Raw genomic sequence first — 11,941 nt, 5'->3', positions numbered from 1 at the left:
GGGCTGCGCAGCCCCGGCGCGGCCACCGCCTGGGGTCTGGTCCGCTCCGCCCAGTCCGAACACCCCGACCGGTTCGTCCTCGTCGACACCGACACGGCACCCGCCTCGCTGACGGCCCTGCCCGCCGCCCTCGACCGGTCCGAACCCCAACTCGCCCTGCGCGAAGGCATCGTGCACCTGCCGCGCCTCGAACGCACCGGGCCGGAAGCCGCCCTGCGGCCCCCGCACGCCGTCGCCGCCACCGCCTGGCGTCTCGACACCGTCCGCAAGGGCACCCTCGACGGCCTCGCCCTCGTCCCCGCCCCCGACGCCGAACGCCCCCTCGCCGAAGGCGAGATACGCCTCGCCGTCCGCGCCGCGGGCGTCAACTTCCGCGACGTCCTCAACGCCCTCGGCATGTACCCGGGCCCCGCCCGCGACTTCGGCCTCGAAGGCGCCGGTGTGATCACCGAGACCGGGCCGGGCATCACCCACCTCGCCGTCGGCGACCGCGTCATGGGCATGTTCCCCTCCGCGTACGGGCCGCTCGCCGTCGCCGACGCGCGCACCGTCGCCCGCGTCCCCGACGGCTGGAGCTTCGCCCAGGCCGCGACGGTCCCCATCGTCTTCCTCACCGCCTACTACGCTCTCGTCGACCTCGGCGCCGTCGACCCCGGCGACCGTGTCCTCGTCCACGCGGCGGCCGGCGGCGTCGGCATGGCCGCCACCCAGCTCGCCCGGCACCTCGGCGCCGAGGTCTACGCCACCGCGAGCCCCGGCAAACACCACGTCCTGCGCGCGGCGGGACTCGACACCGACCACATCGCCTCCTCCCGCGACCTCGCCTTCGAGGACACCTTCCGCACCTCCACCGGCGGACGGGGCGTCGACCTCGTCCTGGACTCCCTCGCCGGAGAGTTCGTGGACGCCTCCCTGCGGCTGCTGTCCGGCGGCGGACACTTCCTGGAGATGGGCAAGACCGACATCCGTGACGCGGGCGAGGTCGCCGCCCGCCACCCCGGCGTCCTGTACCGCGCCTTCGACCTCATCGAGGCCGGACCCGACCGCATCGGCGAGATGCTCACCACGCTCGTCGGCCTCTTCGAGACCGGCGTCCTCACCCCGCTGCCCGTCACACCCTGGGACGTACGCCGCGCCCCCGACGCGTTCCGCCACATGTCCCAGGCCCGGCACATCGGCAAGGTCGTCCTCACCGTGCCCGCCCCCCTCGCCCCCGAGGGCACCGTGCTGGTCACGGGCGGCACCGGCGGCCTCGGCGCGCTCCTCGCCCGCCACCTCGTCACGGAGCACGGCGTACGCCACCTGCTGCTCGCCTCCCGGTCAGGACCCGACGCCCCCGGCGCCGCGCAACTGGTCTCCGAACTCACCGAGTTGGGTGCCGAGGTGCGCATCGAGGCCGCCGACGTCGCCGACCGCGCCCAGGCCGCCGCCCTGCTCGCCGCCGTACCCGACCGCCACCCCCTGACGGCCGTCGTGCACGCCGCAGGAGTCCTGGACGACACGGTGGTCGAACAGCTCGACCCCGAGCGCCTCGCCGCCGTCCTGCGCCCCAAGCTCGACGCCGCCGCACACCTCCACGACCTCACCCGCGGCCTCGACCTGTCCGCGTTCGTCCTCTTCTCGTCCGCGGCCGGTACCCTCGGCGCCCCCGGCCAGGCCAACTACGCCGCCGCCAACGCCTTCCTCGACGCCCTCGCCGAACACCGCCGCGCCCTCGGCCTGCCCGCCCTCTCCCTGCCCTGGGGCCCCTGGTCCCGCACCACCGGCATGACCGGCGGCCTCACCGACACCGACATCGGCCGCATGGAACGTGCCGGGCTGCCGCCGCTGGCCCCCAAGTCGGGCCTCGCCCTCTTCACGGAGGCCCTCGACCAGCCAGGCGCCGTCCGCCTGCCCCTCGCCGTGGACACCACCCGGCTCGGCGCAGACGGCCCGGTGCCGCCCCTGTTCGCCGGGCTCGCCCGCGCCCGCCGCACGGTCGCGGGCAGCGGCTCGCTGACGCTGCCCGCCACCGGGCCCGACCTCGCGGCCGAACTCGCCGCGCTCGACCCCGCCCAACGCCGTCGCCGGCTCGTCGACGAGGTCTGCCGTCAGGTCGCCGCCGTCCTGGGCCACTCCTCGGCGACCGCCGTCGACTCCAAGCAGTCCTTCAAGGAACTCGGCTTCGACTCGCTCACCGCCGTCGAACTGCGCAACCGTATGAACGCGGCCGCCGGTGTCCTGCTGCCCGCGACCCTCGTCTTCGACTACCCCACTCCCGCGGCGCTCGCCGAACACCTCCACCGCGAGCACTTCGCGTCCGACGCGGACGAGAACGGCGCACCCGGCGGCGACCCGGCATCCGGTGTGCCCGACGAGGCGACCCTCCGCAGGCTGCTGATCTCCATCCCGCTCACCCGGTTCCGCGAATCGGGTCTGCTCGACGCGGTCCTCGGCCTCGCCACCGCCACCCCGCCCCCCGGCACGAAGAGCGGCGCAGGCCCGGACACCGACCCCGTCGCCGGACTCGACGTCGACGACATGGACGTCGACGACCTCGTCCGGATGGCCCTCGGTGCCGACGACTGAGCACACGGCGACGGCCCCGACGCGCTCCGGGCACCGTAGCCCGGACCCCACGGCGCGGGCAGCGGACGGCCGACGACCCCGGGAACCACTTCACGACGGCGCGGGCGCACGTCCCTGTCGCGGGCTGTCCCACCGCCCGTACCGACACCGTCCCGCCGCCGGTCGCGGTCGCCCGGCCCACCGAACCGAGGGAGCATGATGCGGGTCCTGTTCGTCACCCTGTCGGAGAAGTCCCATGTGTATCTGATGGCACCGCTGGCCTGGGCGCTCACCGCGGCGGGCCACGACGTACGCATGGCGAGCCAGCCGATGGCCACCGACACCATCACCCGCGCCGGACTCACCGCCGTGCCCGTCGGCAGCGACCACGGCATCCACCAGGACATGACCGCCTTCCGCGAGTCGCAGGACTACCGGACGGCGAACTGGAGCCGCTGCGAGCGCCCCGACGTCGACTGGGCGGAGCTGAAGGAGCGCTACGAGCTGAGCGTGCCGTACGCGTTCGCCGTCTACAACGACTCCATGATCGAGGACCTGGCAGCCTTCGCACAGGACTGGCGGCCCGACGTCGTCGTGCGCGACCCGCTCGCCTACGCAGGTGCCGTCGCCGCCCGGGTCGCCGGGGCCGCCCACGTCCGCCTGATGTGGTGCGCCGATGTGTGGGGCCGTACCCGCCAGACCTATCTGGAGCTGATGAACGAACAGCCCGAGGCGGAGCGCACCGACCCCCTCGCGCAGTGGCTGGGGTCCTGGTCGAAGACGTACGGGTTCTCCTTCGACGAGGAGATGGTGCAGGGCCAGGCCACCATCAGCACCCTCCCCGCCTCCCTCGCCCTGCCCACCGCCTCGCCCGAACTCCCCATGCGGCACATCCCCTACAACGGCCGCGCGGTCGTCTGGGACTGGCTGCGCGAGCCCCCGAAGCGGCCGCGGATCTGCCTGAGCCTCGGCGCCTCCAACACCGAGGACTACGGCGGCGACTACGTGTCGGTGCCGGAGATCCTCGACGCCCTCGCCGAGGACGACGTCGAAGTGGTCGCCGCGCTGCTGCCCGTGCAGCGCGAGGCCCTCGGCACGCTGCCCGCCAACGCCCGCGCCGTCGACTCCGTCGCCCTGCACACTCTTCTGCCGACCTGCTCGGCCATCATCCACCACGGCGGCTACGGCAGCTTCGCCACGGCCATGGCCCACGGTGTGCCCCAGCTCATGCTCTCCACCATGGTGTCCGACCACGAACTGCGCGGCCGGGCCCTGCAACGCGTCGGAGCGGGCGTTTACGTCCACCACGGTGACGTCACCGCCGAGAAGGTACGTGACCACCTCCGGCGCTTCGTCGGGGAGCCCGGTCACGCGGACGCCGCCCGCAGGCTGCGCGAGGAGGCCGAGGCCATGCCGAGCCCCCGGGAGGTCGTCACCTCCCTCGAACGCCTCGCGAAACTCTCCTGACGGGCCTCTCCCGGCCGACGGGGACGACCGCGAGGAACCGAGCACCGAGCAGTACGAGCACCGGCACCGAGCACCGGCACCGAGCACCGAGCAGTACGAGCACTGAGAGAGACAGGACCCATGAAGATCAACGTGGACCGTGACCGCTGCGTCGGATCCGGCAACTGTGTGGCTGTCGCCCCCGGCGTCTTCGATCAGAACGACGACGGCTTCGTCGAGCTTCTCCTGGCCGAGCCGACGCAGGACCAGCACGCCGCCGCGACCGAGGCCGAACTCATCTGCCCCTCCGGAGCGGTCGAGATCGACTCCTGACGTTCCGGACCCGCGCCGACGGCGGTCGGGCCCGCCCCGCTCCACGGGACGGGCCCGACCGCCGTTCCCCTCTCAGGGGGCGTAGCACGCCTCCACCTCGTCGGTGAACGCCTCCGTCACCACCGTGCGCTTGACCTTCAGCGACGGCGTCAGGTAGCCGTTCTCCGGGGTGAACTCCACCGGCAGGACGCGGAATCTGCGGACCGACTCCGCCTGTGACACCGCGGCGTTCCCGAGATCCACGGCCGCCTGGAGTTCGACCCGCAGGTCCGGATCGTCGAGCAGGTCGGTCACCGTCGCCGCGGCGGACTTGCCCGCGTTCTCCTTCCAGACCGGGAAGTACTGGTGGTCGAGGGTGAGCAGCGCGGCCACGTACTTGCGGCCGTCTCCCACCACCACGGCGTGGCCGACCAGCGGGTGGCCGGTGATGCGGTCCTCCATGACGCCGGGAGAGACGTTCTTGCCGCCGCTGGTCACCAGGATCTCCTTGCTGCGGCCGGTGATCACGAGGAAGCCGTCGTCGTCCACGTGTCCCAGGTCGCCGGTGGCGAACCAGCCGTCGGTGAAGGACTCCGCGGTCGCCCCCTCGTCGTGCCAGTAGCCCTCGAAGACCGTCGGTCCCTTGATGAGGACGTCGCCTGAGCCGGAGATCCTGATCGACATGCCGGGCAGCGGCCTGCCCGCCGTGCCGGCGCGGAAGGCGTCGGGCGTGTTCATGGTGGCGGTCGAGGTGGTCTCGGTGAGCCCGTAGCCCTCCAGCACGGTGACCCCGACGGAGCGGAAGAGGTGGACGAGCCTCGGCGACAGGGCCGCGCCGCCCGACAGGACGTACTCGCAGCGTCCGCCGAAGACTTCGCGCAGCCTGGCGTAGACCAGCCGGTCGAAGACCGCGTGCCGCAGGCGCAGCAGCGGGCCGGGCGAATCGGTGGACGAGTGGGCGACCGCGGCGTCCACGGCGGCGTCGAAGATCTTGCCCTTGCCGGTGCTGTGGGCCTTCTGCCGGGCGCCCTGGTAGATCCTGTCCAGTACGTAGGGCACGGCGAGGACGAACGTCGGGCGGAACGTGGCGAGGTCGCTCACGGCGTCGCGGACGTTGCCGGTGTGGCCCAGGGTGACCCCGGCCCACACCGCGCCGATCTCGATCATCCGGCCGACGACGTGCGCCAGCGGCAGGAACAGCAGGGTGGACGCCCCGGCCGCGTCGTTCTTCCCGAACAGCGGGTGCAGCGCCGCCACGGCGCCCTGCGCCTCGGCGAGGAAGTTCGCGTGCGTCAGCACGCACCCCTTGGGCTTCCCGGTGGTGCCCGAGGTGTAGATGATGGTCGCGGCGTCGGAGTTCCCGGCCGCCCGGCGGTTGTCGTGGACCTCGGACTCGGGCACGGCGGCCCCCGCCTTGCTCAGCTCCTCCACCGCGTCGTCGATCCGCCACACCGGGGCGTCGCGGCCCGCCTTCGTGAAGGCGTCCCGGGTCAACTCCTCGTGCCGGTCGGTCTCCACGAGCGCCGCGCTCGCGCCGGAGTCGGCGACGATCCACTCGATCTGCTCGGCGGAGGAGGTGACGTAGACGGGCACGGAGACCGCGCGGACGGCCCAGATCGCGAAGTCGAAGAGGGTCCACTCGTAGCGGGTCGACGCGAGGAGCACCACCCGGTCGCCGGGGCGCGTCCCGGCGGCAATGAGCCCGCGCGCCACCTGGACGACCTCGTCGCGGAACTGCCGTGCGGTGACGGGCCGCCACCCCGAGGACGTCTTGCGGCGGAACGCGACGGAGTCGGGAATCCGTTCGGCGTTGGCGTGGACGAGTTCGGTGAGACCGCCGGTGACGGACACGGCGGGCAGCGGCGCGGTGGCTACCTCGCGCATGGAGGGCTCCTGGTGTTCGCATGAGGAATAGGTGCGTGAATCGCCCGGCCTCGGCGTCCCCGACCCGGACCGCACATTGTCCGCCGAGGTCCCGTTGCGCGGGACGGCCACCGCGGGCATCTCGCACCATGGTGAAACCGGATCTTATCAGCGCAAGAACATGCGCAGCGGCGACGGCCGCGGCCGCTCGGTATACGGGCGGCAAATTGTGCGTTCGGTTTCCATGAGAGCCGAATGGCTTGCCCTATTTTGTGGTAAGGGCCGTGAGCCGTCTACCCCGCCGGGGCTTCACTCGTACGAGTGATACAGTAACTGGCCTGATCTGTATGGTTGTTGATGTCCTGTGTTTGGCATCGGATGGACCGTCCTCCGCTGATCTTCGAGGGCCGGTACGCTGCGTTTTAGGGGTTTCCCTAGTGCTCGGCGCGTCACTTCGGGCATTCTTTCGGATATTCTTGGAAATCATGAAAGGTAAAGGATGCCGTGACTCGATCCGCTCCATTGCGCGGCCATGATCCCGGCGCTACCGGAATCCCCGTGACCTCCGACCGCACGGTCGCGGCCGAAGACGATCCCCGGCTGTTGTTCCTGTCCGTGGGCCGACGGGACCAGTTGTGCGCGCGGGTGTTCCCCGCGACGGCAGGGGACGACCGGACTCCCGTCGTCCTCGTCACGCCCGCCATGGGAATCGCCGCCACCTACTACGACCCGTTCGCGCGCGGGCTGGCCGCCGTCGGGTTCCCGGTCCTGGTCTGCGACCGGCGCGGACAGGGCGGCAGTACGCCGACGATCTCCCGCGCGTCGCGGTTCGGACAGCAGGAGATGGTGGCGGTCGACCTCCCGGCGGCCGTCGCGGCCGCGCGGCGGGAGTTCCCCGGCAGGCCCGTCGTCCTGCTCGGCCACAGCATCGGCGGCCAGCTCGCCACCGCCTACCTCGGCAGGCCGGAAGCGGACGCCGACGGACTGGTACTGATCGCCTCCGGCACACCGCACCACCGCGTCTACCCCTGGTACCGGAGCCTGCGCGTCCTGCTGGGCACCCAGGCCGCCGCGCTGCTGGGACGGGTGTGGGGCTACTTCCCCGGCGACCGGGTCGGGTTCGCCGGCCGGGAATCCGCCGGAGTCGTCCGCGACTGGGCGACGTTCGCGCGCACCGGCCGCTTCCGGCCCGCGGGCGCCGACCTGGACTACGAACGCGCCATGGCCGCGGCGGACGTTCCCGTCCTGGTGGTGTCGGTCGAGGGCGACGTCATGCACACTCCGGCGGCGATGGCCGCGCTCACGGCCAAGCTCGGGAGCACCCGGGTCACGCGGCGCCACTACACCGCGGCGGACGCCGGGCAGAAGCTCGACCGCTACCGGTGGGTCCGTGTCGAGGGCCCGTTGCCCTCCTGGACGAAGAGCTGGTGGCAGGACGTCACGACCGCCGAGAGGAGAGAGCAGGCATGAGCGCTCCGGAGGGAACGACGGCGGAGGCCGCCGCCGCGATGGAGAACGTCCGCGCGCACGCGGGGGAGTGGGCGGCCCTGCCGCTCACGGACAAGCACGAGCTGCTGCTGCGCCTGCACGAGCGGGTCGGCCGGGTGGCCCAGGAGTGGGTGCGTTCCTCCTGCGAGGGCAAGGGCATCCCCCTCGGCTCGTCGCTGGAGAGCGAGGAGTGGCTGGCCGGTCCCTACTCGGTGCTGCTCTACACCCGGGCACTGGCCGGTACCGTCCGCACGCTCGCCGAGGACGGCAGCCCGCTGGACGGCGTGCGCGTCACACGGCGCCCCGACGGCAGGCTCGCCCTGCGGGTGCTGCCATACGACATGACGGACCGTCTGACCCTCAACGGGTTCGGTGCCGAGATGTGGACCGCGCCCGGTGTCACCGAGGCGGACCTCAGGGCCGGCAGTGCCCGGCGGCTGCGGGACAAGGACGTCACGGAAGGCGTGGCGCTCGTCCTCGGCGCGGGCAACGTCTCCCCGACCGCGCCCCTCGACGTGCTCTACAAGCTCTACCACGACAACGCCGTGGTGGTCTGCAAGGTCAGTCCGGTCAACGGCTACCTGCGGCCGGTGCTGGAAGAGGCGTTCGCCCCCTTCGTCGAGCGCGGGTTCGTCGCGTTCGTCTCCGGCGGCGCGGACGTCGGCGCCCAGGCCGTCGCCGACGAGCGGGCCGCCACCATCCACATCACCGGCAGCCTCGCCACCCACGACCGCATCGTGTTCGGCGGCGGCAGCGAGGGCGAGCGGCGCAAGGCCGACCGCGCCCCCGTCCTGCGCAAGACGATCACCAGCGAACTCGGCGGCGTCGGCGCGACCGTGATCCTGCCGGGACCGTGGAGCGCGGCGGACCTGCGCTTCCAGGCGTGGCACGTCGCCACGCAGAAGCTGAACAACAGCGGCTTCAACTGCACGGCCTCACAGGTCGTGGTGGTCCCCGAGGGCTGGGAGCTGGCGGACGCCTTCATCGCCGAGCTGCGCGCGGCCCTCAAGGCCGCCCCGCAGCGCCCCGGTTACTACCCGGGCGCCGACGGCCGGCTCGACGCGGCGCTGGCCGCGCATCCCGAGGCGGAGGACCTGGGCGCCGGATCCAACCGCAGACTGTTCGTCTCCCGGCTCGACCCGCGGGACACCGCGGAGCCGCTCTTCAACACGGAGTTCTTCGCTCCCGTCCAGGGAGTCGTACGGCTGCCCGGCACGCCCCCGGAATACCTGCGCGCCGCCGTCGAGTTCTGCAACAAAACGCTCGCGGGCACACTCGGCGTCAACCTCATCGCCCACCCCAGGACGCTCGCCGCGCTGGGCGGCACCCTCGACGACACCCTGGTCGCACTGCGCTTCGGCTCGATCGCGATCAACACGTGGACCTCGCTCGGCTACATCACACCGAGAGTCGGCTGGGGAGCCTTCCCCGGCAACGACACCAGCGACGCGGGCAGCGGCGTGGGGCTCACCCACAACGCCCTCCTCGTCGACCACGTCGAACGCACCATCCTGACCGGCCCGTTCCGTCCGGCACCCCGGTCGCTGCTGCACGGCGAGGCGGCGTTCATGCCGCTGCCGCCGTGGTTCCTCAACAGCAGGACCGGACACCGGACGGCACGCCTGCTCACGGAGTTCGCGGCCGATCCCAGTCCGCTGCGCCTCGCCGGTGTCGCTCTGTCCGCCGTCAGGAACTGACCACAACCGACCTACCCCCGTGCCCGGTTCCACTTCGGGGCCGGGCCGCCCAGAAGGAAAACCAGTGGACCACGTCAACCACTTCGACACCAAAGCGACGTACTGGATCATGCGGGCCGAGTACCTGGTCGGTTTCATCGCGTGCGTCGTCCTGATGCTCCTGCACTTCGGGGACATCCGGTGGTGGGCCGCCATCGTGCTGTTCTTCTCCATCGACATCATCGGCTACTACCCGGGCGCGATCGCCTTCCGCCGGGCCCGCGGCGGCCCGATCCACAAGGGCTACTACATCGTGTACAACACGATGCACAACTGGTTCGCGGCGGCCGCGCTCTGTGGCCTGTGGGTACTCCTGGCCGGCGGCCCGGAGTGGGCGCTGCTCGCCATCCCGCTCCACCTGTGCGCCGACCGCGGTCTGCTCGGCAACACGCTCAAGCCGTTCGTCCTGGCCTTCGAGCCGGAGCCGCTGCCCGCGTTCGAGGCGTTCATCGCCCAGGTGACCGGCCAGCAGCAGTTCAAGCCGGCGCGGAGGGCCGAGGCGGAGGTCCCCACCGCATGATCACCGCGGAGGACAAGGAGATATACGACGCGCTGCGCGAGCACGCCGACCACCCGAGCGCTTTTCTGGCCTACAACCAGGCCACGCTGCACTTCCGCGCCGACCGGGTGCCCGGCACCGTCGCGTACCGCAGGAGCGGCCGGCACGTCGTACAACTGTGCGGACCACTGGCGCCGGAGCGGCACCGCGCGGACCTGCTCGCGGAGTTCCGCGCGTGGGCCGCGCGCGAACGGCTGCGGATCTGCGCCGTACAGCTGTCCCGCCAGGACGCCGAGCTGTACGCGGCGAGCGGGTTCGCGGTGAACCAGCTCGGCCGCACCTACAGCGTCGACCTCGAACGGTTCACGACGCGCGGCGGCCCGCTGGCCAAGGTGCGGCAGAACATCGCCCGCGCCAAACGGGACGGCATCACCGTCGCGGAGATCACCCGGAGCGCGGGAAACACGGGAGACGCCCGGAGCGCCACCGACGCGTCACGGGCCGACGAACTGCTCGCCACCATCGACGCGCGGTGGCTGCGCGCCAAGGGCCGGCACGTCAAGGAACTCGACTTCATGATCGGCGAGCGGACGGGGCGGGGCACCGAGCACCGCCGGATCTTCGTCGCGAGCCTCGGGGACCGCCCGGTCGCGTACATCTCCTACTCCCCGGCATTCGGCAGCAGGCCCGGCTGGCTCTACGACCTGACCCGCCGTGACCCGGACGCCCCCGTCGGCACGATCGAGCTGATCAACGTCACGGCGCTGCAGCGGTTCCAGGAGGAGGGCGCGGCCTGGCTGCACCTCGGCCACACCCCGTTCGCCGGCCTGGAGGCCGACAACGAGGTGCCGGGCGCGGCCAGCCCGGCCGTCACCCGCGTCACCGGGCTCATCGCCCGGCACGGCAAGGCCGTCTACCCCGCGAGCACCCAGGAAGCGTTCAAGCGCAAGTGGGCTCCGCACGTCATCGAGCCGGAATACGTCGCCTTCGCCGGAGGCGTCTCGTTCCCCGCGCTGTGGAACCTGCTCCGGCTCACCAGGGCCATCTGAACAGTGTCATACGAAGGAGTCACCATGGAGAGCGAGATCAGGCCGGAAGTCGACTGGGACCGTACCGTTCCGGTGCTCGAAGGCGCCAGATCTCTGGAACTGACGCCCGAGTCCTGCGACCTCCAGTACTGGCTGGACGAGGTCGCCGGCCGACTGCTGCGTCGCATCCCCACCGGCCACACGCCGGGGGCCGACATCCCCGAGCAGGTGCTCAAGCCCGGCCCGCTGCGGGACGCGCTGATCGAGGAGTTCGCCTTCCGGTCCATCGCCGAGGAGAAGGTCACCCGCGCCCTCGGGTATCTGGTCTCCCTCGCGCCGACCCGCGTCCTGACCGAGTTCTTCTCGACGCAGCTGCTCGACGAGGCCCGGCACGCCCGCGTCTTCCGCGAGCACCTCGTCGAGATCGGCGTACCCGCGGCCGAGGTCGACGACACCATCACCACCGTCGCGGGCAAGGCCATCGAGTCGGTGCTCGACCCGCTGGAGGAGTTCGGCCTCTCCGTCATCCGTGACGAGCGCGACTTCTACGGCGGCGTCATCACCCTCACCGTCCTCGTCGAGGGCGTCCTCGCGCCGTTCGGTGAGCTGAGCGAGCGCAAGTGGGCCCCGCTGAACCCGGCGGCGGCCGAGATAGAGCGCGGCGCGGGCATGGACGAGATCCGCCACCTGTCCGTGGGCAGCAGCGTGATCCAGCGTCACCTCCAGGAGGAGCCCGGCGAGAAGGGGCGCATCCTGGAGCTGATCCAGCGCGGTCGTGGCCTGTGGGAGGGGCTCCCGATGCAGCCCGTCCTCTTCCAGCGGGAGAGCCTGTTCCAGCAGGGCCTGGCGGAGTGGGGCCACCTGGTCTCCGACTACGAGGTCTGGCCGGGCCGGAAGCTGGTCGACACGAGCGCCGAGGAGCGCATGGTGACGGCGTCCACGTGGTCGCAGGAGACCCAGGACGTCCGCATGCGCTACATGGGCCTGATCTGACGATCACCGCGCCCTCCGAGATCCAGCAC

At 71.9% G+C, this 11,941-nt stretch carries 9 protein-coding genes; 8 read left to right on the top strand and 1 reads right to left on the bottom strand.

The features are described 5' to 3' along the window. The 3 genes from DVH02_RS11040 to DVH02_RS11030 all read left to right on the top strand — a co-directional run. The coding region (locus DVH02_RS11040) for a type I polyketide synthase (protein ID WP_114623605.1) at positions 1-2,568 on the top strand (2,568 nt) is incomplete at its 5' end. 195 nt (positions 2,569-2,763) lie between these two features. Further along, complete coding sequence (locus DVH02_RS11035; RefSeq protein ID WP_233518147.1) at positions 2,764-4,014, top strand: activator-dependent family glycosyltransferase; 1,251 nt, start codon at positions 2,764-2,766, stop codon at positions 4,012-4,014. Positions 4,015-4,134: 120 nt separating this feature from the next. Continuing rightward, the gene (locus tag DVH02_RS11030; RefSeq protein ID WP_114623604.1) at positions 4,135-4,326 is read left to right on the top strand and encodes a ferredoxin; all 192 of its coding nucleotides are present in this window, start codon (positions 4,135-4,137) and stop codon (positions 4,324-4,326) included. Positions 4,327-4,398: 72 nt separating this feature from the next. On the opposite strand, the gene DVH02_RS11025 is transcribed toward DVH02_RS11030, so the two are convergent. Further along, complete coding sequence (locus tag DVH02_RS11025) at positions 4,399-6,189, bottom strand: AMP-dependent synthetase/ligase (RefSeq protein ID WP_114623603.1); 1,791 nt, start codon at positions 6,187-6,189, stop codon at positions 4,399-4,401. A 537-nt stretch (positions 6,190-6,726) separates the two neighbouring features. On the opposite strand from DVH02_RS11025, the gene DVH02_RS11020 reads away from it, so the two are divergent. From DVH02_RS11020 to DVH02_RS11000, 5 genes are all read left to right on the top strand, one after another. Continuing rightward, positions 6,727-7,638, top strand: coding sequence for an alpha/beta hydrolase family protein (locus DVH02_RS11020; protein WP_114623602.1), 912 nt, complete (start codon positions 6,727-6,729; stop codon positions 7,636-7,638). Beyond that, the gene (locus DVH02_RS11015) at positions 7,635-9,353 is read left to right on the top strand and encodes an aldehyde dehydrogenase family protein (protein WP_114623601.1); all 1,719 of its coding nucleotides are present in this window, start codon (positions 7,635-7,637) and stop codon (positions 9,351-9,353) included. The genes DVH02_RS11020 and DVH02_RS11015 overlap by 4 nt, the downstream gene beginning before the upstream one ends. Positions 9,354-9,417: 64 nt before the next feature. Beyond that, on the top strand, positions 9,418-9,912 hold the full coding sequence (locus DVH02_RS11010; RefSeq protein WP_114623600.1) for a hypothetical protein: 495 nt from the start codon (positions 9,418-9,420) through the stop codon (positions 9,910-9,912). Next, positions 9,909-10,940 (top strand): bifunctional lysylphosphatidylglycerol flippase/synthetase MprF, encoded by a 1,032-nt coding sequence (locus tag DVH02_RS11005; RefSeq protein WP_114623599.1) that lies wholly within the window; start codon positions 9,909-9,911, stop codon positions 10,938-10,940. Before DVH02_RS11010 ends, DVH02_RS11005 begins: the two co-directional genes overlap by 4 nt. A 24-nt stretch (positions 10,941-10,964) precedes the next feature. Further along, positions 10,965-11,912, top strand: a complete 948-nt coding sequence (locus DVH02_RS11000; RefSeq protein WP_114623598.1) for a ferritin family protein — start codon at positions 10,965-10,967, stop codon at positions 11,910-11,912. The last annotated feature ends 29 nt before the right edge of the window (positions 11,913-11,941 follow it).

Origin of the sequence: Streptomyces corynorhini, assembly GCF_003346515.1 — a bacterium.
Taxonomy (GTDB): Bacteria; Actinomycetota; Actinomycetes; order Streptomycetales; family Streptomycetaceae; genus Streptomyces; species Streptomyces corynorhini.
Note: the sequence above shows the minus strand (reverse complement) of the source record. Positions and strands in the feature narration are given on the sequence as shown.

What these genes read in the sequence shown, in the direction of transcription:
- DVH02_RS11035 (WP_233518147.1), top strand. Translation starts at nt 2,764, where the DNA reads ATGATGCGGGTCCTGTTCGTCACCCTGTCGGAGAAGTCCCATGTGTAT.
- DVH02_RS11030 (WP_114623604.1), top strand. Translation starts at nt 4,135, where the DNA reads ATGAAGATCAACGTGGACCGTGACCGCTGCGTCGGATCCGGCAACTGT.
- DVH02_RS11025 (WP_114623603.1), bottom strand. Translation starts at nt 6,189, where the DNA reads ATGCGCGAGGTAGCCACCGCGCCGCTGCCCGCCGTGTCCGTCACCGGC.
- DVH02_RS11015 (WP_114623601.1), top strand. Translation starts at nt 7,635, where the DNA reads ATGAGCGCTCCGGAGGGAACGACGGCGGAGGCCGCCGCCGCGATGGAG.
- DVH02_RS11005 (WP_114623599.1), top strand. Translation starts at nt 9,909, where the DNA reads ATGATCACCGCGGAGGACAAGGAGATATACGACGCGCTGCGCGAGCAC.
- DVH02_RS11000 (WP_114623598.1), top strand. Translation starts at nt 10,965, where the DNA reads ATGGAGAGCGAGATCAGGCCGGAAGTCGACTGGGACCGTACCGTTCCG.